At 66.7% G+C, this 24679-nt stretch carries 22 protein-coding genes and 1 tRNA gene; 20 read left to right on the top strand and 3 right to left on the bottom strand.

Features of this window, described 5'->3' with window-relative positions; genetic code table 11:
* Positions 1 to 46: 46 nt before the first annotated feature.
* From ACE3N6_RS09055 to pnp, 15 genes are all read left to right on the top strand, one after another.
* On the top strand, positions 47 to 937 hold the full coding sequence (locus ACE3N6_RS09055) for an alpha/beta fold hydrolase (protein WP_374244948.1): 891 nt from the start codon (positions 47 to 49) through the stop codon (positions 935 to 937).
* Positions 934 to 1773: a 3',5'-nucleoside bisphosphate phosphatase gene (locus ACE3N6_RS09050; RefSeq protein WP_374244946.1), complete on the top strand. Its 840-nt coding sequence runs from the start codon at positions 934 to 936 to the stop codon at positions 1771 to 1773. Before ACE3N6_RS09055 ends, ACE3N6_RS09050 begins: the two co-directional genes overlap by 4 nt.
* 18 nt (positions 1774 to 1791) lie before the next feature.
* Positions 1792 to 2415: an L-threonylcarbamoyladenylate synthase gene (locus tag ACE3N6_RS09045; protein ID WP_374244944.1), complete on the top strand. Its 624-nt coding sequence runs from the start codon at positions 1792 to 1794 to the stop codon at positions 2413 to 2415.
* Between the two features lie 89 nt (positions 2416 to 2504).
* Positions 2505 to 3164 carry a site-2 protease family protein gene (locus tag ACE3N6_RS09040; RefSeq protein WP_374244942.1) on the top strand — a complete coding sequence of 220 codons (660 nt, stop codon included), beginning with the start codon at positions 2505 to 2507 and terminating at the stop codon, positions 3162 to 3164.
* 6 nt (positions 3165 to 3170) lie between these two features.
* Positions 3171 to 4373 (top strand): tryptophan--tRNA ligase, encoded by a 1203-nt coding sequence (locus tag ACE3N6_RS09035; protein ID WP_374244940.1) that lies wholly within the window; start codon positions 3171 to 3173, stop codon positions 4371 to 4373.
* Between the two features lie 82 nt (positions 4374 to 4455).
* Positions 4456 to 5286, top strand: a complete 831-nt coding sequence (locus ACE3N6_RS09030) for a ScpA family protein (protein ID WP_374244938.1) — start codon at positions 4456 to 4458, stop codon at positions 5284 to 5286.
* On the top strand, positions 5264 to 5845 hold the full coding sequence (gene scpB / locus ACE3N6_RS09025; protein WP_374244936.1) for an SMC-Scp complex subunit ScpB: 582 nt from the start codon (positions 5264 to 5266) through the stop codon (positions 5843 to 5845). The genes ACE3N6_RS09030 and scpB overlap by 23 nt, the downstream gene beginning before the upstream one ends.
* Positions 5802 to 6977: a 23S rRNA pseudouridine(2605) synthase RluB gene (rluB, locus tag ACE3N6_RS09020; protein ID WP_374244934.1), complete on the top strand. Its 1176-nt coding sequence runs from the start codon at positions 5802 to 5804 to the stop codon at positions 6975 to 6977. The genes scpB and rluB overlap by 44 nt, the downstream gene beginning before the upstream one ends.
* Before the next feature lie 172 nt (positions 6978 to 7149).
* Positions 7150 to 7578, top strand: coding sequence for a ribosome maturation factor RimP (rimP, locus tag ACE3N6_RS09015; protein ID WP_374244932.1), 429 nt, complete (start codon positions 7150 to 7152; stop codon positions 7576 to 7578).
* A 21-nt stretch (positions 7579 to 7599) separates the two neighbouring features.
* On the top strand, positions 7600 to 9072 hold the full coding sequence (gene nusA, locus ACE3N6_RS09010) for a transcription termination factor NusA (RefSeq protein WP_374244930.1): 1473 nt from the start codon (positions 7600 to 7602) through the stop codon (positions 9070 to 9072).
* Positions 9073 to 9088: 16 nt separating this feature from the next.
* Complete coding sequence (infB, locus tag ACE3N6_RS09005; RefSeq protein WP_374244928.1) at positions 9089 to 11911, top strand: translation initiation factor IF-2; 2823 nt, start codon at positions 9089 to 9091, stop codon at positions 11909 to 11911.
* A 3-nt stretch (positions 11912 to 11914) separates the two neighbouring features.
* Positions 11915 to 12340 (top strand): 30S ribosome-binding factor RbfA, encoded by a 426-nt coding sequence (gene rbfA / locus ACE3N6_RS09000; protein ID WP_374244926.1) that lies wholly within the window; start codon positions 11915 to 11917, stop codon positions 12338 to 12340.
* A gap of 46 nt (positions 12341 to 12386) precedes the next feature.
* Positions 12387 to 13304, top strand: a complete 918-nt coding sequence (gene truB, locus ACE3N6_RS08995; RefSeq protein ID WP_374244924.1) for a tRNA pseudouridine(55) synthase TruB — start codon at positions 12387 to 12389, stop codon at positions 13302 to 13304.
* A gap of 74 nt (positions 13305 to 13378) precedes the next feature.
* Positions 13379 to 13648, top strand: coding sequence for a 30S ribosomal protein S15 (gene rpsO, locus ACE3N6_RS08990; protein ID WP_374244922.1), 270 nt, complete (start codon positions 13379 to 13381; stop codon positions 13646 to 13648).
* A gap of 196 nt (positions 13649 to 13844) precedes the next feature.
* Positions 13845 to 15941 (top strand): polyribonucleotide nucleotidyltransferase, encoded by a 2097-nt coding sequence (gene pnp / locus ACE3N6_RS08985; protein WP_374244919.1) that lies wholly within the window; start codon positions 13845 to 13847, stop codon positions 15939 to 15941.
* Between the two features lie 72 nt (positions 15942 to 16013).
* Here pnp and ACE3N6_RS08980 read toward each other — a convergent pair whose 3' ends face one another.
* From ACE3N6_RS08980 to ACE3N6_RS08970, 3 genes are all read right to left on the bottom strand, one after another.
* On the bottom strand, positions 16014 to 16580 hold the full coding sequence (locus ACE3N6_RS08980) for a hypothetical protein (protein ID WP_374244917.1): 567 nt from the start codon (positions 16578 to 16580) through the stop codon (positions 16014 to 16016).
* 74 nt (positions 16581 to 16654) lie between these two features.
* Positions 16655 to 16729 (bottom strand) — tRNA-Val (locus ACE3N6_RS08975).
* Positions 16730 to 16869: 140 nt separating this feature from the next.
* Positions 16870 to 18381 (bottom strand): NAD(P)H-hydrate dehydratase, encoded by a 1512-nt coding sequence (locus ACE3N6_RS08970; RefSeq protein WP_374244915.1) that lies wholly within the window; start codon positions 18379 to 18381, stop codon positions 16870 to 16872.
* A gap of 153 nt (positions 18382 to 18534) precedes the next feature.
* Between ACE3N6_RS08970 and urtA the strand changes: the two genes are divergently transcribed.
* From urtA to urtE, 5 genes are all read left to right on the top strand, one after another.
* The gene (urtA, locus tag ACE3N6_RS08965) at positions 18535 to 19794 is read left to right on the top strand and encodes an urea ABC transporter substrate-binding protein (RefSeq protein ID WP_374244913.1); all 1260 of its coding nucleotides are present in this window, start codon (positions 18535 to 18537) and stop codon (positions 19792 to 19794) included.
* 156 nt (positions 19795 to 19950) lie between these two features.
* The gene (gene urtB, locus ACE3N6_RS08960) at positions 19951 to 21558 is read left to right on the top strand and encodes an urea ABC transporter permease subunit UrtB (protein ID WP_374244911.1); all 1608 of its coding nucleotides are present in this window, start codon (positions 19951 to 19953) and stop codon (positions 21556 to 21558) included.
* Positions 21559 to 21568: 10 nt separating this feature from the next.
* Entirely contained in the window at positions 21569 to 22780 is a 1212-nt protein-coding gene (urtC, locus tag ACE3N6_RS08955; RefSeq protein ID WP_374244909.1) for an urea ABC transporter permease subunit UrtC, read from the top strand.
* Complete coding sequence (gene urtD, locus ACE3N6_RS08950) at positions 22777 to 23628, top strand: urea ABC transporter ATP-binding protein UrtD (protein ID WP_374244907.1); 852 nt, start codon at positions 22777 to 22779, stop codon at positions 23626 to 23628. The genes urtC and urtD overlap by 4 nt, the downstream gene beginning before the upstream one ends.
* A 137-nt stretch (positions 23629 to 23765) precedes the next feature.
* Positions 23766 to 24458: an urea ABC transporter ATP-binding subunit UrtE gene (gene urtE / locus ACE3N6_RS08945; RefSeq protein WP_374244905.1), complete on the top strand. Its 693-nt coding sequence runs from the start codon at positions 23766 to 23768 to the stop codon at positions 24456 to 24458.
* Positions 24459 to 24679 lie beyond the last annotated feature (221 nt).

Genomic DNA, 24679 nt, shown 5'->3' with positions numbered 1-24679 from the left:
TACCACCGGGCATGGCCTAGGGCAAGGGTCTGCTAAACTTCGAGGGATGACCCTGATCCGACGCCCTTCCCGCAGCCGCCACCTCGACGTTCGCGGCCTGCGCTATCACCTCCGCGAGTGGGGGGAGGAGGGCGCGCCGAAGGTGTTCCTGCTGCATGGCTGGATGGACGTCTCGGCGTCGTTCCAGTTCGTGGTGGATGCCCTCGAGGCCGACTGGCACGTGATCGCCCCCGACTGGCGCGGCTTCGGGCGTAGCCAGTGGAACGGCGGCGACGCCTACTGGTTTCCCGATTACGTGGCCGATCTCGACGCGATCCTGCGGGCCTGCTCGCCGGCCGATCCGGTGCGGCTGGTCGGGCACAGCATGGGCGGCAATGTGGCCTGCCTGTACGCCGGCGTGCGGCCGGCGCGGGTTGCCCGGCTGGTGGCGCTGGACGCCTTCGGGCTGGCCGACAACCCGCCCGAGAATGCCCCCGGCCGGCTCGAGAAGTGGCTCAACGATCTCGAACGCCCGGCGGCATTCCGGCGCTATCCCGACCGCGCCGCGCTGGCTGCCCGCCTGCAGGCCGACAACCCGCGTCTTTCGGCCGACAGGGCTGAGTTCCTCGCCGAGCAACTGGGCGAGCCGGACGGGGAGGGCGGCATCCGCCTCGCCGGCGATCCGGCCCACCGCCGCGTGAATGCCGTGCTCTACCGGCGCGCCGAGGCCCTGGCCGCGTGGCGTCGGGTGACGGCCCCCACCTTGTGGGTGGAGCCTGCCGAGCGCGACCTGCGCCGCCGGCTGGGCGTGAGCGACGAGGCCCATGCCGAGGCGCGGGCGGCGTTCCGGAACTTTCGCGAGGTGGAGGTGGCCGACAGCGGCCACAACCTGCACCACGACCAGCCGGGCGCCACCGCCCGGATCATCGAGGATTTTCTGCTGTCCAAGGAACCATGAACGCCGTCAACGCCGATCTCCACAGCCACTCCACCGCCTCTGACGGCACCCTGGCGCCCGACGCCCTGGTGCGCCGGGCCCACGCCAACGGGGTGGATCTGCTCGCCCTCACCGATCACGACGAACTCCTCGGGCTGCCCGAAGCCGCCGCCACCGCGGCCGAGCTGGGGCTGCGATTCGTGCCGGGGGTGGAGGTGTCGGTGTCGTGGCTCGACCAGACGGTGCATATCGTCGGCCTGGGCATCGACCCCACCGACGCGGCGCTCATCGCCGGGCTCGATCGGGTGCGCAGCGGTCGCGACGGTCGGGCGGCAAAAATTGCCGCCGAGCTTGACCGCATCGGCATCCACGGCGCCCTCGAAGGCGCGCTGCGCTACGTGGGCAACCCGGCGCTCATCAGCCGGGCGCACTTTGCGCGCTTTCTGGTGGAGGCGGGGATCGCGAAGAACGTCCACGACGTGTTCCTGCACTACCTCGCCCGCGGCAAGCCGGGCTACGTGGAGCACGTGTGGGCCACCCTGGAGGACGCGGTTGGCTGGATCAAGGGTGCCGGCGGGCTGGCGGTGATCGCCCACCCGGGCCGCTACCGGCTCTCTCACGTGGAGATGGACATCCTCTTCGACAAGTTTCGCGAGCTGGGCGGCGATGCCGTCGAGGTTGCCTGCGGCGCCCACGACGGCGGGCAGGTGCTCGCTTTTGCGCGGATGGCGCGGCGGTTTGGCCTGATGGCCTCCCGTGCCTCCGATTTCCATGGTCCGGAAGACAGCCCGATCGACATCGGCCGTGCTCCGCCCCTGCCCCCCGACCTCACCCCGGTGTGGTCGCGTCTGCTCTGAAAGCCCCGTTTCTTCATCATGGCCCAGTTTTTTACGCTTCACCCCGAGCAACCCCAGGCCCGCCTCATCAAGCAGGCGGCCGAGATCATGCGCAGCGGCGGTCTCGTCGCCTTTCCCACCGATTCGGCCTACGCCCTGGGTGGCCACACCGGTGACAACCCGCTCCTGGCCCGCATCCGCCGCATCCGTGGCGTGGATGAGCGGCACCACTTCACGTTGATCTGCCGCGACCTGTCGGAGATTGCCACCTACGCCCGGGTGGACAACAGCCAGTACCGCCTGCTCAAGGCCGCCACCCCGGGCCCCTACACCTTCATCCTCGAAGGCACCAAGGAGCTTCCGCGGCGGCTGCTTCACCCCAAGCGCAAGACCATCGGCCTGCGGGTGCCCGATCACCCCGTGGTGTCGGCGCTGCTGGCCGAGCTGGGCGAGCCGCTGCTCAGTTCAACCCTGCTCCTGCCCGGCGAGGAACACCCGCTCACCGATCCCGAGGACATCCGCGACCGCCTCGAGAAGGAGGTGGACCTCATCATCGAGGCCGGCCCCTGTCGCGGCGAGGCCACCACGGTCATCGACCTCACCGGCGGCAGCCCGGCGCTGGTGCGCGAAGGGCGGGGCAGCCTTGCCCCGTTCGGGCTGTAAGTGTCTGCCGGCTTTGGGGAAACAAGCGCTTCCGGCGGGGCAGTCGGGCCGGCTCTGGTAGAATCCACGCCCCCGCTCGGACCGACTCCATGCAAGAACTCATCGTCACGCTGACCATCTGGGCGCTGCCCGTGCTGTTCGCCATCACCCTGCACGAGGCGGCCCACGGCTACGCCGCCCGGCACTTCGGCGACCGCACCGCCGAACTCGCCGGCCGGATCAGCCTCAATCCCGCGCGCCACATCGACCCGGTGGGCACGATCCTGGTGCCCGGCCTGATCCTCATCGCCAGCAGCCTGGTGGGCGCCGGGGCGATGCTGTTCGGCTGGGCCAAGCCGGTGCCGGTCAATTTTGGCCGTCTCCGCAACCCCAAGGCCGACATGCTGTGGGTGGCCGCCGCCGGCCCCTTCGCCAATCTGGCGATGGCGGTGGGCTGGGCGCTGCTGTTCCGCCTCGCGATGGGTATGCCCGACAACGCCTACGCGCTGCCGATGGCCAAGATGGCCGACGCCGGCATGCAGATCAACGCCGTGCTGATGTTCCTCAACCTTGTGCCGCTGCCGCCCCTGGATGGCGGGCGCATCGCGGTGAGCCTGCTCCCGCCGGGCCCGGCCTACAAGTTTGCCCAGATCGAGCCCTACGGCTTTCCGATCCTGCTGTTCCTGCTGCTAACCGGTATCCTTGGCGACATCCTCGGGCCGCTGGTGGCCATTTTCCGTTTTGCTCTCGCAACCGTTATTGGACTTTGACATCCCATGTTCGCTGAACGCGTCCTCTCCGGCATGCGCCCCACCGGGCGTCTCCACCTCGGCCACTACCACGGCGTCCTGAAAAACTGGGTCCGGCTCCAGTCCGAGTACCCCTGCCTGTTCTTCGCCGCCGACTGGCACGCCCTGACGACCGACTACGACAATCCGAAGGGCATCGAGGGCAGCGTGTGGGAGATGATCGTCGACTGGCTGGCCGCCGGCGTCGACCCGTCCCAGGCCACCATCTTCATCCAGTCCCGCGTGCCCGAGCATGCCGAGCTGCACCTGCTCATGTCGATGATGACGCCCCAGGGCTGGCTCGAGCGCGTGCCCACCTACAAGGACCAGCAGGAGAAGCTCTCCCACAAGGATTTGACCACCTACGGCTTCCTGGGCTATCCGCTGCTGATGAGCGCCGACATCCTGATTTACCGGGCCGACAAGGTGCCAGTGGGCGAGGACCAGCTGCCCCACGTCGAATTCACCCGCGAACTCGCCCGCCGCTTCAACCACATGTACGGCCGCGAGCCCGGCTTCGAAGACAAGGCCAAGGAAGCCATCAAGAAGCTCGGCAGCAAGCGCGCCAAGCTCTACGAAGAGTTCCGCACCCGCTTCCAGCAGAACGGCGACGAAGACGGGCTGGCCCTCGGCAAGGCGCTGCTCGAAGAAGCCCAGAGCCTGTCGCTGGGCGACCGGGAACGCCTGTACGGCTACCTTGAAGGCAGCGGCAAGATGATCCTCGTCGAGCCGGGCGCGCTCCTCACCGAAGCCTCCCGCATGCCGGGTCTTGACGGCCAGAAAATGTCCAAGTCCTACGGCAACACCATCTTCCTGCGCGAAGAGGCCGAGACCCTGAACAAGAAGATCCGCACCATGCAGACCGACCCGGCCCGCGTGCGGCGCACCGATCCGGGCAATCCGGACAAGTGCCCGGTGTGGCAGTTCCACGTCATCTACTCCGACGACAAGACCCGCGACTGGGTGAAGCAGGGCTGCACCAGCGCCGGCATCGGCTGCATCGAGTGCAAGCAGCCGGTCATCGACGCGGTGCAGAAGGAGCAGGATCTGATGCGCGAGCGCGCCCAGCCCTACCTCGACGACCCGAGCCTGGTGCGCAGCATCGTGGCCGACGGCTGCGACAAGGCCCGCAAGCTCGCCCAGGAAACCATGCGCGAAGTCCGCGACGCGATGGGCCTGAGCTACACCTGATGGTGCGGGCCGTCACCGGACGCGGATTTATGCCTTGGAGCCCGGCGCGCGGCGTGTTAACCTGCGCGGCGGTTGACCGGCCGTGACGGCGCCGCTCGATCTGGCGCCGCCCGCCGAATCCGTCGATGCCGTGCTGGGCCGGATGTACGGCCAGCCGATCTTCGATCTGCCGAAGGATCTGTACATCCCGCCCGACGCGCTGGAGGTCTTCCTCGACGCTTTCGAAGGTCCGCTCGACCTGCTGCTCTACCTGATCCGCAAGGCCAACATCAACGTCCTCGACATTCCGATGGCGCCGCTGACGGCGCAGTACCTGGAATACGTGGAGGCGATGCGCCAGCACAATCTCGAGCTGGCCGCCGACTATCTGCTGATGGCTGCGACGCTGCTCGAGATCAAGTCGCGCATGCTGCTGCCCCGGCCGCCGCGGGCCGAAGAGGCCGAGGAACTCGACCCCCGTGCCGAGCTGGTGCGCCGCCTGCTCGAATACGAACAGGTCAAGCTCGCCGCCGCGCGCCTCGACGAGTTGCCCCGCGTGGAGCGGGATTTCGAGTGGGTCGGGGTGTTCGTGGCCGAGAAGGTCGTCGAGCGGCTGCCGGCCGTGAGCCTGCACGACCTGCAGCTGGCGTGGCTGAAGATCGCCCGCCAGAGCCGCCTCAAGCGGCACCATACGATCCAGCGGGAAGAGCTGTCGGTGCGCGAGCACATGACGCTCATCCTGCGAAAACTGCGGGACGACACCTTCGTGGTGTTCGAATCCCTGTTCGACCCCGATCTGGGCGTGCCCAGCCTGGTGGTGAGCTTTCTCGCCACCCTCGAGCTGGTCAAGGAGCGCCTGGTGGTCGTCACCCAGAACGAGGCCTTTGCGCCGATTTACGTGAAACGTGCCGATGGAGCAGCCGGAGTCGACTGAAGCCTTCAAGCGGGTGCTGGAGACAGCCCTGCTCGCGGCACCTGCGCCCCTGTCGGTGAGCGAGCTGCGCCGGCTCTTTGACGAAGAGCCCGGCCCCGACTTGATCCGGCGCCTGCTGGGCGAGCTGGCCGAAGACTGGCAGGGCAGGGGCGTCGAGCTGGTGCAGACAGCCGGCGGCTGGCGTTTCCAGACGCGGCCCGAATATCAGGTTTATCTCGATCGCCTGAAGGAAGAGCGCCCGCCGAAGTATTCCCGCGCGGTGCTCGAGACCCTGGCGATCATCGCCTACCGCCAGCCGGTGACCCGCGGAGACATCGAGGACATCCGCGGCGTGGTGGTCTCGACCAACGTCTTGAAGACCCTCGAGTCGCGAGGGTGGGTGGATGTGGTCGGTCATCGGGACACCCCCGGTCGGCCGGGCCTGTATGCCACAACCCGAAAATTCCTGGAGGATCTCGGCCTGCGAAGCCTGACCGAGTTGCCTCCGTTGACTGAAATCGAAAGGATCATGGATCTTGTCGACCTCCCAAAAACCGAAGAACAAGCCGTTCAGGGCTAAGGCCGGCAAGCCCGGCGGCCCGGGTCGCTCCGGCGGCAGCGGCCCGCGTCCCCAGGGCGCAGCTGCAGGTCAGCCCCAGGGTGGGCGCCGCGGCCGCGGGCGGCCCGAGGGCGACGGCAACCGCGCCCCCCGCGCCGAACGCGACGATGGCTTCCGGCAGCCAAAGAGCAACGCTTCGGCGATCGGCCTGTCAGATCTGGGTGGCGGTCGTGGCAACTGGCGCGCCAAGCGTCAGGGCAACGTGGGCTTCGGCGGTGGCGACGACAGCTATCCGCTGGTCAGCAACGAACTGCCGCCGTCCGCCGAAGGCGAGCGCCGTAAGAAGCCTCAGGACACGACCTACACCGAGCCCCAGCGCCTGCACAAGGTGCTCGCCGCCGCCGGCATCGGGTCGCGCCGGGAGATCGAGGAGTGGATCGTCGCCGGTCGCATCTCGGTCAATGGCGAACCCGCCGACGTGGGCCAGAAGGTCGGCCCGGGCGACCGGGTGCGGGTCAATGGCAAGCTGATGCCGCTGCGCTTCGCGCCGCGCATCCCGCGGGTGGTGCTGTACCACAAGCCGGAAGGGGAGATCGTCTCCCGGGATGACCCCGAAGGCCGGCCGACGGTGTTCGACCGCCTGCCTAATCTGCGCAAGGGGCGCTGGATCGCGGTGGGGCGGCTCGACTTCAACACCTCGGGCCTGCTGCTGTTCGTCAACGATGGCGACCTCGCCAACAAGCTGATGCACCCCCGCTACGAGCTTGACCGGGAGTACGCCGTGCGCCTGCTGGGCGAACTCGACGATGTCCAGAAGCAGGCGCTGCTGGCCGGCATCGAACTGGAAGACGGCCCCGCCAGGTTCAACACCCTGCTCGACGCGGGCGGCGAGGGCGTCAATCACTGGTATCGCGTCACCCTGTCGGAAGGGCGCAACCGGGAGGTGCGGCGGATGTTCGAGGCGCTCGGGCTCACCGTCAGCCGCCTGATGCGCGTGCGCTACGGGCCGGTGGTGCTGCCTTCGCGCCTCAAGCGCGGGATGTGGGAGGACATGCCGGTGGAGGATGTGTGTGCCCTCGCGGGCTTGCCCAAGCCCGTCGGGCAGCCCGGGCGAGGTCGCAAGCCGGCTCGGCCAGCGCGTCGTCCCGGCTAGAGTCCGACGTGTTTTGAGGGTTGAAATTGCGCCCGCTTCGGCGGGCTGTTATACTTAGCATGTTTTATCGGTTCGAAAGAACCGAATCGGCTCGAAAGGGCCGACATCCGGTCGAATTAACAGGGATGGGCGTTTCGCCCATTTTTTATTTGTGGTTTAGGAATGTGTGGGCATGGAGCTGCTGAAACTGATCGAGCAGACCGCTGAAGGTCTTGGCTATGAGCTGGTCGACTTCGAGACCTCGCCGCGTGGCCGACTGATGCGGGTGTTCATCGACTCGCCGAACGGCATCACCGTGGACGACTGCGCCGCCGTGAGCAATCAGCTGACCCGGATCTTCGAAGTCGAAAACGTCGATTACGACCGCCTTGAGGTGTCGTCGCCCGGTCTTGACCGGGCCCTCAAGAAGCCGGCTGATTTTGAACGCTTTGCCGGTCAGGATGTGCAGGTCCGGCTGGTCATGCCCATTTCCAATCAGCGTAATTTTGCCGGGGTGCTGCAGGGCCTGAAAGATGGCGTGGTCACCCTGGAAACGGAAAAGGGGTCGATGGCGATCCCGTTTGAAGACATTGAAAAGGCCCGCCTGGTGCCCAGGTTTTAAGGAATTTGGAGGTTTGCAGGTATGAGCCGCGAAATTTTGTTGTTGGTCGATGCACTTGCCCGTGAGAAGAACGTCTCCAAGGAGATCGTCTTCTCGGCGCTCGAGTCCGCGCTTGCCCAGGCAACCAAGAAACGCATCAACGACGACGCCGACGTGCGCGTCTCCATCGACCGGGAAACCGGCGACTACGAATCCTTCCGCCGCTGGCAGGTGCTGCCCGACGAAGACGTCGAGAACGACGAAGCCCAGATGGGGCTGATCGACGCCCGCGAGGAATACCCCGAGATCCAGGTCGGCGATTATGTCGAGGAGGGCCTCGAGCCCATCGACTTCGGCCGGATCGGCGCCCAGGCGGCCAAGCAGGTCATCCTCCAGAAGGTCCGCGACGCCGAGCGCGAGCAGATCCTCAACGATTTCCTGGATCGCAAGGAATACATCATCTCCGGCAGCATCAAGCGCATGGAGCGTGGCAACGCGATCATCGAAGTGGGCCGCCTCGAAGCCGTGCTGCCCCGCGACCAGATGATCCCGAAGGAAAATCTGCGCGTGGGCGACCGCGTCAAGGCCTACCTGCTGCGCATCGACCGTGGCGCCCGTGGCCCGCAGCTGATCCTCTCGCGCACCGCGCCGGAGTTCGTCATCAAGCTGTTCGAGCTGGAGGTGCCCGAGATCGACGACGGCCTCCTCGAGATCAAGGCCTGCGCCCGGGATCCCGGTCTGCGCGCCAAGATCGGCGTGAAGTCCAACGACCCGCGCATCGACCCGATCGGTACCTGCGTCGGCCTGCGTGGCTCCCGCGTTACTGCGGTGCGCAACGAGATCGGTGGCGAGAACATCGACATCGTGCTGTGGTCGCCGGAGCCCGCCCAGTTCGTCATCGGCGCCCTGCAGCCGGCGGAGGTGTCTTCCATCGTCGTGGACGAGGAGGCCCACGCCATGGATGTGGTGGTGGACGAGAACAATCTGGCCATCGCGATCGGCCGTAACGGCCAGAACGTGAAGCTTGCCTCCGAACTCACCGGCTGGACCATCAACCTGATGACCGAAGCCGAATCGGAGCGCAAGTCGCAGGCCGAACACAACACGGTGCGTCAACTGTTCATCTCCAAGCTGGATGTGGACGAGGAAGTGGCAGATATCCTGATCGACGAGGGTTTCTCGTCCCTCGAGGAGATCGCCTACGTGCCGCTGGCAGAAATGCTGGAAATCGAATCCTTCGACGAAGAAACGGTGAACGAGCTGCGCAATCGCGCCCGCAACGTGCTCCTCACCGAAGCCATCGTCACCGAAGAACAGCTGGAAACCGTCTCCGAGGACCTCCTGGCCCTCGAGGGCATGGACAAGCCCCTGGCCGCCAAGCTGGCTCAGGGTGGCGTTCATTCCCGCGACGAGCTGGCCGATCTGGCGGTGGATGAACTGATGGAAATGTCGGGGCTGGACGAAGAGCGGGCCAAGAATCTGATCACCAAGGCGCGCGCGCACTGGTTCGAGTAATACCCGGAGGTTCAAGATGGGACAGACAACCGTTACACAATTTGCCGGCGAACTCAAAATGCCGGCCTCCGTGTTGCTCGAGCAGTTGCAGAAGGCCGGCGTCGACAAGGTGCGTGAATCCGACCTGCTCTCCGAGCAGGACAAGACGCGCCTCCTTGATTTTCTGCGCCGTGCCCACGGCGATACGGCAGCCAAGTCGAAGATCACGCTGACGCGCAAGCAGACCAGCGAGATCCGCGCCACCGACTCTACCGGGCGTGCCCGCACGGTGCAGGTCGAGGTCCGCAAGAAGCGCACCTTCATCAAGCGCGACGACGCGCCGCTGACCGAAACGCCGGCTGGCGCACCTGCCGCCGAAGTCCTCGAGCCGGTAGTCGAACCCGTCGTCGAGCAGGTGGTTGAGCCGGCACCCCAGCCGGAACCGGTGGTGGTGGCTCCGCCGCCGGCGCCCGAGCCGGAACCCGTGGTCGAGGTTGCGCCGGAGCCCGAACCGGAGCCCGCTCCGGTGGTGGAGCCCACGCCGCCCGCGCCCGCTCCCGAGCCCGTGGTCGCCGAAGTCAAGCCGGCGCCCGCCGCGCCGGTCGAAGCCGCCAAGCCGAAGGACGAGACCCGTCCGGCAACCCCCGTCCGCCGCGTGGTGGCCGGGTCGATCCTGAGCGCCGAGGAAAAGGCTGCCCGCGAGCGCGAAGCCCAGCGACACGCCGAATTGCTCGCCCGCCAGGCGGCCGATCTGAAGGAAAAGCAGGAACGCGAGGCCCGCGCCCGCGCCGCCATGCTCCAGCGCGCCGAAGACGAGAAGGCCCGTCTGGCGGCGGCCGAGAAGGCCAAGGCCGAGGGTGAAGCCGCTCCCAAGACCGGAACGCTCCACAAGCCTGCCAAGACCGAAGAGAAGGGCGCCCGCAAGGACGCCAAGAAGGTGGTCAGCAAGGAAGTGCCCGCGGACGCCAAGCGTCGCGGCGGCATCAAGACCCGCGGCGACACCACCGGCGGCGCCGGTGGCTGGCGTGGCGGCGGCCGCAGTGGCGGTCGCGGCGCCGGTCGCCATCAGGAGACCACCGCGTTCGTCGCGCCGACCGAGCCGATCGTCCGTGAAGTCCATGTGCCCGAGACCATCTCGGTGGCCGATCTGGCTCACAAGATGTCGGTGAAGGCCATCGAAGTCATCAAGACCCTGATGAAGATGGGCTCGATGGTCACCATCAACCAGGTGCTCGACCAGGATACCGCGATGATCGTCGTCGAGGAGATGGGCCACAAGGCGGTTGCCGCCAAGCTGGACGACCCGGATGCCTTCCTCGAGGATAACGTCGAACACAAGGATGTGCCGCTGGAGCCTCGCGCCCCGGTGGTCACCGTGATGGGCCACGTCGACCACGGCAAGACCTCGCTGCTCGACTACATCCGTCGTGCCAAGGTTGCCGCCGGTGAGGCCGGCGGCATCACTCAGCACATCGGCGCCTACCACGTGGAAACCGAGCGTGGCATGGTCACCTTCCTCGATACGCCGGGTCACGAGGCGTTCACCGCCATGCGTGCCCGTGGTGCCAAGGCCACCGACCTTGTCGTGCTGGTGGTTGCAGCCGACGACGGCGTGATGCCCCAGACCAAGGAAGCCATCCACCACGCCAAGGCGGCCGAAGTGCCCCTGATCGTGGCGGTCAACAAGATCGACAAGCCGGGTGCCAACCCCGAGCGCGTGCGCCAGGAACTGATCGCCGAAGGCGTGGTGCCGGAAGCCTACGGCGGCGAAACCATGTTCGTGGAAGTGTCCGCCAAGACCGGTACCGGCGTCGACGACCTGCTCGAAGCCATCCTGCTGCAGGCCGAAGTGCTCGAACTCACTGCCCCGCGCGAAAGCATGGCCAAGGGCCTCATCATCGAAGCCCGTCTCGACAAGGGCCGCGGCCCGGTGGCCACCCTGCTGGTCCAGTCCGGCACGCTCAAGCGTGGCGACGTGGTGCTGGCCGGTGCAACCTTCGGCCGTGTCCGCGCCATGCTCGACGAGAACGGCAAGCCCATCGATGAGGCGGGCCCGTCGATCCCGGTCGAGATCCTCGGTCTTTCCGAAGTGCCGGGTGCCGGTGACGAAGTCGTGGCCCTGGCCGACGAGCGCAAGGCGCGTGAAATCGCCCTGTTCCGTCAAGGCAAGTTCCGCGACGTCAAGCTGGCCAAGCAGCAGGCCGCCAAGCTCGAAAGCATGTTCGAACAGATGGGCGAAGGCGAGGTCAAGACGCTGCCGCTCATCATCAAGGCCGACGTGCAGGGCTCCCAGGAGGCGCTGGCCCAGTCGCTGGTCAAGCTGTCCAACGAGGAAGTGCGGGTGCAGGTCATCCACGGTGGTGTCGGCGCGATCAGCGAGTCCGACGTCAACCTGGCGCAGGCTTCCGGTGCGGTCATCATCGGCTTCAACATCCGTGCCGATGCCAATGCCCGCAAGCTGGCCGAGACCTTCGGTGTCGATATCCGCTACTACAACATCATCTACGACGCCGTGGATGAGGTGAAGAGCGCACTGTCCGGCATGCTGGCGCCCGAAAAACGGGAACAGGTGCTGGGCCTGGTGGAAGTCCGTCAGGTCTTCACGATCTCCAAGGTGGGCACCATCGCCGGCTGTTATGTGCTGGAAGGTCTGGTCAAGCGCAACGCCCAGGTTCGCGTGCTGCGTAACCACGTGGTCATTCACACCGGCGAACTCGAATCGCTCAAGCGTTTCAAGGACGACGTCAAGGAAGTCAAGTTTGGCTACGAGTGCGGTCTGCAGGTTCGCAACTTCAACGATCTGGTGGAAGGTGACCAACTCGAGGTCTTCGAAATCCAGGAAGTCGCCCGGACGCTCTAAGCCATGCCCAAGGAGTTCTCCCGTGGCCAGCGCGTGGCGGAGCAAGTCCGCCGCGAACTGGCCGAACTGATCCGCCTCGAAGTGAAGGACCCCCGCGTCGGCTTCATCACCCTGACCGACGTGGAACTCACGCCGGACTACGCCCACGCGAAGGTGTTCTTCACCTCGATGACCGGCCAGGAGGGCCTCGACGAGATCCTGCGCGGTCTGCGTCGGGCCAGCAGCTTCCTGCGTCGGGAGCTTGGCCGCCGCGTGCGCATCCACACGCTGCCCGAGCTGCATTTCGTCTACGACCCGTCGGTGGAAACCGGCAACCGGATCTCTGCCTTGATCGACAAGGCTGTCGAGTCCGATCGTCATTACGCCGATGACGCGGGTGAAGGGGAGGGCGCCAGGCCCGACACCGACACTCCGGATTCGTCCCGTTGAGTGTCCAGGTGCCGCTCCCTGCGGTGCCTTTTCAGGAATTCCCCGCTTGGCCCAGTCTCCCCAGCGCCGCACGCCGCGTCGTCCCGTGCATGGCGTGCTGTTTCTCGACAAGCCGACCGGCATCAGCTCCAACAACGCGCTGCAGAAGGCCCGCTGGCTGCTCAGTGCTGCCAAGGGTGGCCACACCGGTACGCTCGACCCGATGGCGACCGGCCTGCTGCCGCTCACCTTCGGCGAGGCGACCAAGTTCTCCCAGACCCTCCTCGACGCCGACAAGGCCTACGAGGCGACGGTGTTGCTGGGGGTGACCACCGCCACCGCCGATGCCGAAGGCGAGGTGCTGGCACGCAGTCCGGTCGATGTCTCCGACGCCGCGCTGGAGGCAGCGATGGCGCGGCTGCGGGGCGACATCGAGCAGGTGCCGCCCATGTATTCGGCGCTCAAGCATCACGGCAAGGCGCTGTACGAGTACGCCCGCGAGGGGGTGGAGATTCCCCGTGAGCCACGGCAGGTTTCCATTCGTCGCTTCGAGTGCCTGTCCCGCGACGGTGACAGTCTGGTGGTGCGTGTCGAGTGCAGCAAGGGTACCTATGTGCGCACGCTGGCCTCCGATCTTGGCGCCTTTCTGGGCTGCGGGGCGCATCTCACCGCGCTGCGCCGGACGCGGATCGGGCCGTTCGATCTGAACGGCAGCGTCACACTGGCCGCCTTCGAGGCGCTCCCGGCCGAGGCGCGTGAGTCGTGGCTGGCGCCGGTCGATGCGCTGCTGGCCCACCTGCCGCAGGTTGCCCTCGACGAAAGCCAGACCCGCAGCTTCACCCACGGCCAGTCGGCGGCGGGGATCGACGGGGTGGTCGGCGCGATGTTCCGCGCCTACGACGGCACGCGTTTCCTGGGCGTGGGGACCCTCGCCGAAGGCGGGCTGCTGGAGCCCACGCGTCTGATGGCCACCGGAAATCAATGAAATGTCTTGAGTAATCGCGCGCGTGCTTGGTATAATCGCGCGCTTCGCAAGGCTACAACTAACCGAGTTAAACAATGGCAATCTCCACTGAACAAAAAGCGCAAATCGTTGGCGACTACCAGCGCGCCAAGGGCGATACCGGTTCTCCGGAAGTGCAAGTCGCTCTGCTTACCGCCCGCATCAACGATCTGACCGGCCACTTCAAGGTTAACGTCAAGGACCACCACTCCCGTCGCGGCCTGCTGATGATGGTGAGCCAGCGTCGCAAGCTCCTCGACTACCTGAAGCGCAAGAACGTCGACAGCTATCGCGAGCTGATCTCCCGTCTCGGCCTGCGCAAGTAAGCGGATAGAAGTAGCTTCGTTACCGAACATGACAATCCTGCCAATCGCGCAGGGCTGGTCATGGGCACAGCCGGTGTAAGTCCGTGTGGCTTCGCCGGCTTTGTCATATCTGTGCGCCAGAGAAAAACGGCGCTTTTACCTCGGCTACGCGTGCGGTTGTGGTTTGCCGCCAGCCGATTGAATGAAAGGACATCCCTTGCCTACCGCAATCAAGAAGAGTTTTACCTACGGCTCCCACACCGTCACCCTGGAAACCGGCGAGATCGCTCGTCAGGCCCACGGTGCCGTGCTCGTCAATGTTGACGACACCGTGGTGCTGGCGACCGTGGTGGCCGCCAAGAATGCCAAGCCGGGCCAGGATTTCTTCCCGCTCACCGTCGACTACGTCGAAAAGTTCTATGCCGCCGGCCGCATCCCCGGTGGGTTCTTCAAGCGCGAAGGCCGTCCGACCGAGAAGGAGACGCTGACCTCCCGCCTGATCGACCGCCCGATCCGCCCGCTCTTCCCGGATGGCTTCTACAACGAAGTCCAGGTCATCGTCCAGGTCGTGTCCCTGAACCCGGAAGTCGATGCCGACATCCCGGCGATGATCGGTGCCTCCGCTGCCCTGGCGATCGCCGGGATCCCGTTTGCCGGCCCGATCGGCGCCTGTCGTGTGGGCTACGCTAACGGTGAGTACATCCTCAACCCGACCGCCACTCAGCTGCAGACCAGCCAGATGAACCTGGTGGTCGCCGGCACCGAAACCGCCGTGCTGATGGTGGAATCCGAAGCCCTCGAACTGCCCGAAGACGTGATGCTGGGCGGTGTGGTGTTCGGCCACACCCAGATGCAGGCTGCCATCAACGCCATCAACGAACTCGTCGAAGTTGCCGGCAAGCCCGAGTGGGACTGGCAGCCGCCGGCCAAGGACGAGGCCCTGATCGCCCGCGTCACCGAGATCGCCGGTGCCAAGATCGAGGCTGCCTTCCGCATCACCGCCAAGCAGGAGCGCTCGCAGCAGCTCAAGGCCATCGGCGACGAAGTGCATGCCGCGCTGACCGCCGAAGGTCGCGAGTACGACAACAACACCGTCAACAACATCATCTTCGATCTGGAATCGCAGGTGGTGCGTGGCCGCATCCTGTCCGGCGAGCCGCGTATCGACGGCCGCGATACCCGCACCGTGCGCCCGATCGACATCCGGGTCGGCGTGCTGCCGCGCACCCATGGTTCCGCCCTGTTCACCCGTGGCGAAACCCAGGCGCTGGTGGTCACCACCCTCGGCACCGGCCGCGACGAGCAGATCATCGACGCGGTCGCCGGCGAGTACCGTGAGCGCTTCATGCTGCACTACAACTTTCCCCCGTTCTCCACTGGCGAGTGCGGCCGCTTCGGCTCGCCCAAGCGTCGCGAGATCGGCCACGGTCGTCTGGCCAAGCGCGCCCTGGCTGGCGTGCTGCCGGGCAAGGAAGCGTTCTCCTACACCGTTCGCGTGGTCTCCGAGATCACCGAATCCAACGGCTCCAGCTCGATGGCGTCCGTCTGCGGCGGCTCGCTGGCGATGATGGACGCGGGTGTGCCGCTGTCGGCGCCGGTGGCCGGTATCGCCATGGGCCTCATCAAGGACGGTGGCCGTTTTGCCGTGCTGACCGACATCCTGGGCGATGAAGATCACCTGGGCGACATGGACTTCAAGGTGGCCGGCACCGACAAGGGCGTCACCGCCCTGCAGATGGACATTAAGATCCTCGGCATCACCAAGGAGATCATGCAGGTTGCCCTGGCTCAGGCCAAGGAAGGCCGCATGCACATTCTGGGCCTGATGAAGTCGGCGCTCGGCGAAGCCCGTGGCGAAGTGTCCACCTTCGCGCCGCGCATGATTACCCTGAAGATCAACCCGGAGAAGATCCGCGACGTGATCGGCAAGGGTGGCGCGGTGATCCGTGGTCTGCAGGAAGAGACCGGCACCGTCATCGAGATCACCGACGACGGCAACGTGACGATCTCCTCCGTGAGCGCCGAAGGTGCCCAGGAGGCCAAGCGTCGCATCGAAGAGATCACCGCCGAGGTGGAAGTGGGCAAGGTCTACGAAGGCCCGGTCGTCCGCATCCTCGACTTCGGCGCGATCATCAACATCATGCCGGGTCGCGATGGCCTGCTGCACGTCTCCCAGATCGCCAACGAGCGCGTGAACGCCGTGTCCGACTACCTCAAGGAAGGTCAGGTCGTGCGCGTGAAGGTGCTCGAGACCGACGAGAAGGGTCGCGTGCGCCTGTCCATGAAGGCGCTGCTGAACGAGAAGGCCGAGTAAGTCTTTCGGCTCAACCGTTTGAAGATCGGGCGCTGCGGCGCCCGATTTTTTTGCGCGTCGGTTGGTGGTGGTTCAGTCGGTCGATGTGCTGGCGGTGTCGGCCCGGGCGACGTGGCGCCCGAGCCATTCCTCGATCTGGAACAGGCGCATCACCGGGCACTTGATGTCGGCGGTGGCTTTCCGGGCGTAGCGCCGCATCTCGTCGATGCAGGCGAGGAAGCGCTCGTTGATGACGAAATCGACGTCGACGCCGTGGCGCGCCCGGATGCGCTCGCCGATTTCGGCCACGTGCTGCAGTTGGTGGTATTCGGGCGCACGGTTGCCGCCCTTGACGACGGGGCTCCAGAGCATGAAGTGGCGGTCGTAGTCGCCGAAGTAGCGGTTGGCGTACTCGATGTCCCGGGAGAACTTGTCGGTCAGCTTCTGGACATTGTTGGGCCGCCGGTCCTTGACGTACTGCAGTCCGGTGGTCAGGTGGATCGCCACCTCGGCCACGTAGACCTTTCGCTCCTCCAGGTTGATGCCGATCACGTCGATCTCGCCGTGGGACTCGACGGTGTAGAGGTTGGTCTGGATGAAATTGCACCCCCGGATGTACTGCAGATAGGATGCGACGAGCTGCTCGCCAACGTTGATCATCGCTTTGTCTCCCGAGTGAAGGGGGCGTGCAAAGCAAGAAGGCCACGCGATTGCGTGGCCTTCTTGCTGGAATCTGGTGGGCGGTACTGGGATCGAACCAGTGGCTTCCACCGTGTGAAGGTGGCACTCTACCGCTGAGTTAACCGCCCGGTGAGTGAGAGCGCGCATTATAGGAACGCAGAGGGAGGTAGTCAAGGCCTTTTTCGCATTTTGTTCGGTGCGGAGTTGGGTTGAATCGTCTTTGTTGTGGTTGAAACAATCAGTGTTGCGAGTAAACCGTTTTCGGCGTTCAGGCCGTCTCGCCAGAACCCGCGCGGACCCATGCGTTGAAACAGGCGCGGGCGGACGGGGCGATGTCGTCGGCGAGCAGGCCGCTGTCGATGGATTGGGCGGCACAGAGGCGGTCGGCGGCGCGGCCGTGGAGGTGCACGGCGGCCAGCATGGCGTCGCCAGCGGGCCAGCCGCGGGCGAGGAGGGCGGTGAGAAGGCCGGTGAGCACGTCGCCCATACCGGCGGTGGCCATGGCCGGGGAGCCGCTGGTGTTGATCCACCAGGCGCCGTCGGGGTTGGCGACGACGCTGCCGCAGCCCTTGAGCACGAGCCAGGCGCCCGTACGCCGGGCGATGGCGGTTGCGGCGGCCACGCGGTCGCGCTGGATGTCCGGCGTGCTGCAGCCGAGCAGGCGGGCGGCTTCGGCCGGATGGGGGGTGAGCAGCGTCGGGCAGCGGCGGGCGGCGAGGGCGCCCTGCAGGGCCGGGTCGGTGGCGACGAGGTTGAGGGCGTCGGCGTCGAGCACCAGGGGTTTGTCGAGGCCGATGGCGGTGGCAACGAGGGCCCGGGCGGCGTCGGATTGGCCGAGGCCGGGGCCGACGGCGACGGCGCTCATGGCTGGGTCGGCCAGGAGTTGGGCGGGGGGGCGGAACATCAGCTCTGGGCGCAGGATGTCCACGGTGAGGGCGGCGGGGTCGAGCAGGCCCAGCAGCACCCGGCCGGCGCCCAGGTGGATGGCGGCGCGGCCGGCCAGCACCGCGGCGCCCACCATGCCCGGTGCGCCGCCCACCAGCGCGGCGTCGCCGTAGCTGCCTTTGTGGCTGTTGGCGCGTCGGGGGGTGAGCCGGTCGGCGAAGAGGGCGGGGGTGATCTCGCGCCCAGGGGCGGGCACCAGGGTTTCGGCGTCGAGGTCGATGGGCGCCAGGTGGATCTCGCCGCACTGGTCGGGGCCGTCGAGGGTGAGCAGGCCGGGCTTGAGGGCGATGAAGGTGATCGTGTGGGTGGCCTCGAAGCAGTGGCCGAGGCGGCGACCGGTGTCGGCGTCGAGGCCGCTGGGGATGTCGATGGCGAGGCGCGGGCAGGGCTGGGCGTTGAGGGTGTCGATCCAGCCGGCGTAGCGGCCTTCCAGCGGGCGCTGCAGGCCGATGCCGAAGAGGGCGTCTGCCACCAGCGCCCAGCCTTCGGGCGGCGGGGCGGGCAGGTCGGGCTGGGTGGTGCCGCCGCCGGCGAGCCATGCGGCGTGGGCGGCGCGGGCGTCGTCGGGCAGGTGGGCGGGATCGCCGGCGAAGGCGACACTCACCGCCAGCCCGGCGCAGTGCAGGTGACGCGCCAGCACGAAGCCGTCGCCGCCGTTGTTGCCGGGCCCGCAGGCCACCAGCACCCGGGCCGGGCCTTGCACGAGGAGCAGTGCGAGGCGGGCGGCGGCCTCGCCGGCGCGCTCCATCAGGGGCGGAACGGCGCCGGGCAGGGCGAGGGTTTCGATGGCGCGGATGCCGGCGACGGGATAGATCGGGCGGGGAGCGGGAAACATGGCTGCAGGCAATTCGGAAAAGGGAGGCTGATCGATTCTAGCCCAGCGGGTGACCTACGCAATCCTGCGTATTCCGGCGGGCGGGCGGGCTCCGTAACCTGCACTCCATTGCTGCACCGCATGAAATCCAGCCAACCACGCAAGGAGCCCAAGATGCAAAACCGCCGCACCTTCCTCAAGGCCGCCGTTCTCTCCGCCTCCATCGCCGCCATCGGCGCCCTGTCTTCCACCGCCTACGCCGCCGACACCATCAAGGTGGGGATTCTCCACTCCCTGTCGGGCACGATGGCCATCTCCGAGACCGCGCTGAAGGAAACCGCGTTGATGACCATCGAGGAGATCAACGCCAAGGGCGGCGTGCTGGGCAAGAAGCTCGAGCCGGTGGTGGTGGACCCGGCCTCCGACTGGCCGAAGTTCGCCGAGAAGGCCCGCCAGCTGCTGTCCCAGGACAAGGTGGCGGTGACCTTCGGCTGCTGGACTTCGGTGTCCCGCAAGTCGGTGCTGCCGGTGTACAAGGAACTCAACGGCCTGCTGTTCTACCCGGTGCAGTACGAGGGCGAGGAACTCGAGAAGAACGTCTTCTACACCGGCGCCGCGCCCAACCAGCAGGCCATCCCGGCGGTGGAATACCTGATGAGCAAGGAAGGCGGCTCCGCCAAGCGCTTCGTGCTGCTGGGCACCGATTATGTGTACCCGCGCACCACCAACAAGATCCTGCGCGCCTTCCTGAAGAGCAAGGGCGTGGCCGAGGCCGACATCATGGAGGAGTACACCCCCTTCGGCCATTCGGATTACCAGACCATCATCGCCAAGATCAAGAAGTTCGCGGCCGAGGGCAAGAAGACGGCGGTGATCTCGACGATCAACGGCGACTCCAACGTGCCCTTCTACAAGGAGCTGGGCAACGCCGGGCTGAAGGCCAAGGACGTGCCGGTGGTGGCCTTCTCGGTGGGCGAAGAGGAACTGCGCGGCGTCGATGCCAAGCCGCTGGTGGGCCACCTGGCCGCCTGGAACTACTTCATGTCGGTGAAGAACCCCGAGAACGACAAGTTCATCAAGATGTACCGCGACTGGGCCAAGAAGGCCAAGCTGCCCAAGGCCGACACCGTGGTCACCAACGACCCGATGGAAGCCACCTACGTGGGCATCCACATGTGGGCGCAGGCGGTCGAGAAGGCCAAGAGCACCGACACCGACAAGGTGATCGCCGCGATGGCCGGCCAGACCTTCAACGCCCCGTCGGGCTTCACCCTCAAGATGGACGAGACCAACCATCACCTGCACAAGCCGGTCTTCATCGGCGAGATCAAGGCCGACGGCCAGTTCAACGTGGTGTGGAAGACCAAGGGCCCGATCCGCGCCCAGCCGTGGAGCCCGTTCATCCCGGGTAACGAAGGCAAGCAGAAGCTGTAAGCGTACGCCTCAAGGGCCGGCTCCGTGCCCGGAGCCGGCCCTTTTTGCAGTTGCATCTGCGGTCGGACCCTGCAGGTCGGGCACACGCCCGACGCCCTTGCGCAGATCCATGTCCATCGTTGTCGGGCCCCGGCCCGACCTGCAAGGAAAGTTCTCATGAGACGTTTCCTCCTCTCCCTGGGCCTGGTGCTCGGCCTGTGCGCCACCGGCGCCCGCGCCGACCTCGACCCGGCGCTGCTGACAGGCCTCGCGTCGGATGACTTCGACGCGAAGCAGGCCGCCATCGCCCAGCTCGCCGCCGCCGGCGACGGCGACGCCGCGCGGGTGCTCAAGGCCCTCTCCGACGACGCCCTGGCGGTGTCCGGCGCGCGGGTGGTGATCGTGGCCGACGGGCAGGTGCTGGATGCTGCCAGCGGCGCGGCGATCAAGCCGGCCCCGGCCAAGCCCGAATCCATCGGCCTCAACAACGCCCTGCGTCAGCAGGTGGATGGCGCCCTCGCGGCGCTGCGTCTGTTCTCGGCCGACCGCGCCGAACGCCTCGCCGCCGCCAAGCTGCTGCTCGCCGACATGGGCGACGGCGCTGCGCTGCTGCCCATCCTCGACAAGGCCGTGAAGGCGGAAGCCGACGGCGAGATCAAGACCATCCTCGCCCAGCTCCACGCCCAGGCCAGCCTCGCCAGCCCCGACGCCGCGGCGCGGCTGGCCGCGGTGCAGACCCTGGGCGAATCGTCAAGCCCGGCGGTGAAGGCGCTGCTCCTGCCGCTCATCGAGAAGCAGGGCGACGCCTACGCAGAGCCCGACGACAAGGTGCGCTACGCCGCCCAGACCGCGATCAAGTCCATCGAAGGCCGGCTTGCCTGGAGCGAGACCGCCGGCCAGCTCTTCACCGGCGTGTCGCTGGGCTCGATCCTGCTGCTGGCGGCGCTGGGCCTGGCGATCACCTACGGGGTGATGGGCGTCATCAACATGGCTCACGGCGAGCTGCTGATGATCGGCGCCTACTCGGCCTACGCCATGCAGACCCTGTTCCGCGCGCAGTTTCCGGGCTTGGTCGATTACTACCTGGTGGCCGCGGTGCCGGTGGCCTTCTTCGTGGCGGCCCTGGTGGGCATGGCCATGGAGCGCACGGTGATCCGCCACCTCTATGGCCGCCCGCTGGAAACCCTGCTCGCCACCTGGGGCCTGTCGCTGGTGCTGATCCAGGCCGCGCGCCTGCTGTTTGGCGCCCAGAACGTGGAAGTCGCCAACCCGGTGTGGATGTCGGGCGGCGTGCAGATCGCCGAAAACCTGGCGCTGCCCTGGAACCGGCTGGTCATCGTGGCCTTCTCGGGTTTCGTGCTGCTCTTGGTGTGGCTGATGATGAACAAGACCCGCCTGGGGATGTTCGTCCGCGCCGTCACCCAGAACCGCCCGATGGCCGGCTGCGTGGGTGTGCCCACCGCGCGCATCGACACCCTGGCCTTCGGCATCGGCTCCGGCATCGCCGGGCTGGGCGGGGTGGCCCTGTCGCAGATTGCCAACGTGGGCCCCGACATGGGCACCGGCTACATCGTCGATTCCTTCATGGTCGTCGTGCTCGGCGGCGTGGGCCAGCTGGCCGGCGCGGTGTGGGCGGCGCTGGGGCTGGGCGTGGTGAGCAAGTTCCTCGAAGGCTGGGCCGGTGCGGTGATCGCCAAGATCCTGGTGCTGGTCTTCATTATCGTCTTCATCCAGAAGCGTCCGCAGGGGCTGTTTGCCCTCAAGGGCCGCTTCGTCGAGAACTAAGGAGGGCGCCATGCGTACGCCTGTAACCGTCAAACTCATCGCCGGCCTGGGGCCGAAGGGCTGGCTGGCGGTGGCGATTGCCGCGCTGGTGGCCTGGGTGCTGGTGCCCTTGGCCCACCTGATGCTGCCCGAAAGCCATCCGCTGCATGTGTCCACCTTCGCCATCACCCTGATCGGCAAGATCCTGTGCTACGCCGTGGTGGCGGTGGCGATGGACCTGATCTGGGGCTACGGCGGCATCCTCAGCCTTGGCCACGGGCTGTTCTTCGCGCTTGGCGGCTACAGCTTCGGGATGTACCTGATGCGCCAGATCGGCCGCGAGGGCAGCTACCAGAGCGACCTGCCGGACTTCATGGTGTTCCTCGACTGGAAGGCACTGCCCTGGTACTGGACGGGCTCGGATCACTTCCTGTGGGCGCTCTTCCTGGCGGTGGCGGTGCCCGGCGCGATCGCCTGGGTCTTCGGCTACTTCGCCTTCCGCTCGCGGATCAAGGGCGTGTATTTCTCGATCATCACCCAGGCCCTCACCTACGCCGCGATGCTGTTCTTCTTCCGCAACGAGACGGGCTTTGGCGGCAACAACGGCTTCACCGACTTCAAGCGCATCCTGGGCTACTCGATCACCGCGCCCGAGACGCGGCTGGTGCTGTTCGGCCTGTCGGTGGCGCTCTTGCTGGGCACGCTGATCCTCGGCCGGGTGCTCATCGCGTCCAAGTTCGGCAAGGTGCTCACCGCCATCCGCGACGCCGAGAGCCGGGTGATGTTCATCGGCTACAACCCGCTGCACTACAAGCTCTTCATCTGGACGCTGTCGGCGATGCTGTGCGGCCTGGCCGGCGCGCTCTACGTGCCGCAGGTGGGCATCATCAACCCGTCGGAGATGTCCGTCGCCAACTCCATCGAGATCGCCATCTGGGTGGCGGTGGGTGGGCGCGGCACGCTGATCGGGCCGGTGTTCGGCGCGGCCATCGTCAATCTGTCGAAGAGCTGGTTCACCACCACCTTCCCGGAATACTGGCTGTTCTTCCTGGGCCTGCTGTTCATCCTCGTCACCCTCTACCTGCCCCAGGGCGTGGTGGGCCTGTGGGCCAAGCTGACCCGCCGCGAGGCGAAGGCCGTTGCCCCCGCCAAGCCCGAAACCCCCGCCGCGCCGGCTGCCCGCAGCAGCGAATCCACCGCCGCCGAATTGCCCGCCGGTGCCGCCAAAGGAGCTTCCGCATGAGAGTCGAATCGTCAATCTCCCGCAACGCCCCCGCCGACGGCCAGCAGGAGCACTGGGACGGCGAGGCCAGCACCGGCCACGTCCTCAAGCCGGGCGAGCTGGATCTGTCGCACAACGTCATCCTGTACCTGGACGACATCACCGTGAGCTTCGACGGCTTCCGCGCCCTCAACGCGCTGTCGCTGCAGATCGACGCCGGCGAGCTGCGCTGCATCATCGGCCCCAACGGCGCCGGCAAGACCACGATGATGGACGTCATCACCGGCAAGACCCGGCCGGACGCAGGCAAGGCCTTCTTCGGCCAGACCATCGACCTGACCCGGATGACCGAGCCGCAGATCGCCCACGCCGGCATCGGCCGCAAGTTCCAGAAGCCGACGATCTTCGAGCAGCACACGGTGTTCGAGAACCTGGAGCTGGCCCTCAAGACCGACAAGCGGGTGCGAAAGAGCCTCTTCGCCCGGCTGTTCGGCGACGACCTGGACAAGATCGCCGACACGCTCCGGCAGATCCGCCTGGCCGACCAGGCCGACCGGCCCGCCGGGCTGCTCTCCCACGGCCAGAAGCAGTGGCTGGAGATCGGCATGCTGCTGGTGCAGGACCCGAAGCTGCTGCTCCTGGACGAACCCGTGGCCGGCATGACCGATGACGAGACCGAGCGCACCGCCGAGCTGTTCGTCAGCCTCAAGGGCAAGCACTCGCTGATGGTCGTCGAGCACGACATGGCCTTCGTCGAGGCCCTGGGCGGCAAGGTCACGGTGCTGTGCGAGGGCTCGGTGCTCGCCGAAGGCGACCTCGCCACCGTGCAGGCCGACCCGCGGGTGATCGACGTGTATCTCGGGCGGTAATGGGGAATAGGTAATGGGTAAGGGGAAATGGGGCGTGCAGCGCCCGCCCCAGCCTGATTGCCCCACCCAGCGCCCAGCAGACACCGCCCACTCCCCACTTTCTACTTCCCGCTTCCGGCCTTCCCCTGGAGACCCCCATGCTCACCGTCACCCACCTCAACCAGTACTACGGCGGCTCCCACATCCTGCGCGACCTCAGCTTCGAGGTGCCGATGGGCAAGGTGACCACGCTGCTGGGCCGTAACGGCGTCGGCAAGACCACCCTGCTCAAGACGCTCATGGGCCTGGTGCCCGCCGCCACCGGCAACATCCAGCTCGGCGGGCAGGACATCACCCGCGCCGCCAGCTACAACCGCGTGCGCGCCGGCATCGGCTACGTGCCCCAGGGCCGCGAGATCTTCCCGCGCCTCACGGTGGAGGAGAACCTCCAGATGGGCCTCGCCACCCGCCCGGCCAGCGCCCAGGTGCCCGCGCGCATCTTCGAGATGTTCCCGGTGCTCAAACAGATGATGAAGCGCCGCGGCGGCGACCTGTCGGGCGGCCAGCAGCAACAGCTCGCCATCGGCCGCGCGCTCGCCCCCGGGCCCACGCTGCTGATCCTCGACGAGCCCACCGAAGGCATCCAGCCGTCCATCATCAAGGACATCGAGCGCGCCATCCGGGCGCTTGCCGAAACCGGCGAGATGGCGATCCTGCTGGTGGAGCAGTACTACGACTTCGCCCGGTCCCTCGCCGACCACTACCTGCTGATGGAGCGGGGCGAAATCATCAGCCGCGGCACCGGCGCCGACATGGACACCAACAATGTGCGGGAGATGCTGTCGGTGTGATGGACAGGGTGGCGCAAGTGTCGGACGGTTGCGCGCAAGCGGTGCGGGCTCGCGTGCAAGCAAAATCCGCTCGCACGCAAGGGACGGCGATTCGCGCGCAAGCGGTGCTTGCTTGGCCGCACGTGTCCGCTCCTCGCGCGCAAGCAAAAATCACTTGCGCGCGAGCAATCGGACGTTGCGCGCAAGGAGAAATCCCATGCGCGCAACGAACCCGCGCTTGC

Origin of the sequence: Zoogloea sp., from assembly GCF_041904905.1 — a bacterium.
Lineage (GTDB): Bacteria > Pseudomonadota > Gammaproteobacteria > Burkholderiales > Rhodocyclaceae > Zoogloea.
This window is presented reverse-complemented; position numbering and strand designations above follow the sequence as displayed.

What these genes read in the sequence shown, in the direction of transcription:
- ACE3N6_RS09055 (WP_374244948.1), top strand. Translation starts at nt 47, where the DNA reads ATGACCCTGATCCGACGCCCTTCCCGCAGCCGCCACCTCGACGTTCGC.
- ACE3N6_RS09050 (WP_374244946.1), top strand. Translation starts at nt 934, where the DNA reads ATGAACGCCGTCAACGCCGATCTCCACAGCCACTCCACCGCCTCTGAC.
- ACE3N6_RS09045 (WP_374244944.1), top strand. Translation starts at nt 1,792, where the DNA reads ATGGCCCAGTTTTTTACGCTTCACCCCGAGCAACCCCAGGCCCGCCTC.
- ACE3N6_RS09040 (WP_374244942.1), top strand. Translation starts at nt 2,505, where the DNA reads ATGCAAGAACTCATCGTCACGCTGACCATCTGGGCGCTGCCCGTGCTG.
- ACE3N6_RS09035 (WP_374244940.1), top strand. Translation starts at nt 3,171, where the DNA reads ATGTTCGCTGAACGCGTCCTCTCCGGCATGCGCCCCACCGGGCGTCTC.
- scpB (WP_374244936.1), top strand. Translation starts at nt 5,264, where the DNA reads ATGGAGCAGCCGGAGTCGACTGAAGCCTTCAAGCGGGTGCTGGAGACA.
- rimP (WP_374244932.1), top strand. Translation starts at nt 7,150, where the DNA reads ATGGAGCTGCTGAAACTGATCGAGCAGACCGCTGAAGGTCTTGGCTAT.
- nusA (WP_374244930.1), top strand. Translation starts at nt 7,600, where the DNA reads ATGAGCCGCGAAATTTTGTTGTTGGTCGATGCACTTGCCCGTGAGAAG.
- infB (WP_374244928.1), top strand. Translation starts at nt 9,089, where the DNA reads ATGGGACAGACAACCGTTACACAATTTGCCGGCGAACTCAAAATGCCG.
- rbfA (WP_374244926.1), top strand. Translation starts at nt 11,915, where the DNA reads ATGCCCAAGGAGTTCTCCCGTGGCCAGCGCGTGGCGGAGCAAGTCCGC.
- rpsO (WP_374244922.1), top strand. Translation starts at nt 13,379, where the DNA reads ATGGCAATCTCCACTGAACAAAAAGCGCAAATCGTTGGCGACTACCAG.
- ACE3N6_RS08980 (WP_374244917.1), bottom strand. Translation starts at nt 16,580, where the DNA reads ATGATCAACGTTGGCGAGCAGCTCGTCGCATCCTATCTGCAGTACATC.
- ACE3N6_RS08970 (WP_374244915.1), bottom strand. Translation starts at nt 18,381, where the DNA reads ATGTTTCCCGCTCCCCGCCCGATCTATCCCGTCGCCGGCATCCGCGCC.
- urtA (WP_374244913.1), top strand. Translation starts at nt 18,535, where the DNA reads ATGCAAAACCGCCGCACCTTCCTCAAGGCCGCCGTTCTCTCCGCCTCC.
- urtB (WP_374244911.1), top strand. Translation starts at nt 19,951, where the DNA reads ATGAGACGTTTCCTCCTCTCCCTGGGCCTGGTGCTCGGCCTGTGCGCC.
- urtC (WP_374244909.1), top strand. Translation starts at nt 21,569, where the DNA reads ATGCGTACGCCTGTAACCGTCAAACTCATCGCCGGCCTGGGGCCGAAG.
- urtD (WP_374244907.1), top strand. Translation starts at nt 22,777, where the DNA reads ATGAGAGTCGAATCGTCAATCTCCCGCAACGCCCCCGCCGACGGCCAG.
- urtE (WP_374244905.1), top strand. Translation starts at nt 23,766, where the DNA reads ATGCTCACCGTCACCCACCTCAACCAGTACTACGGCGGCTCCCACATC.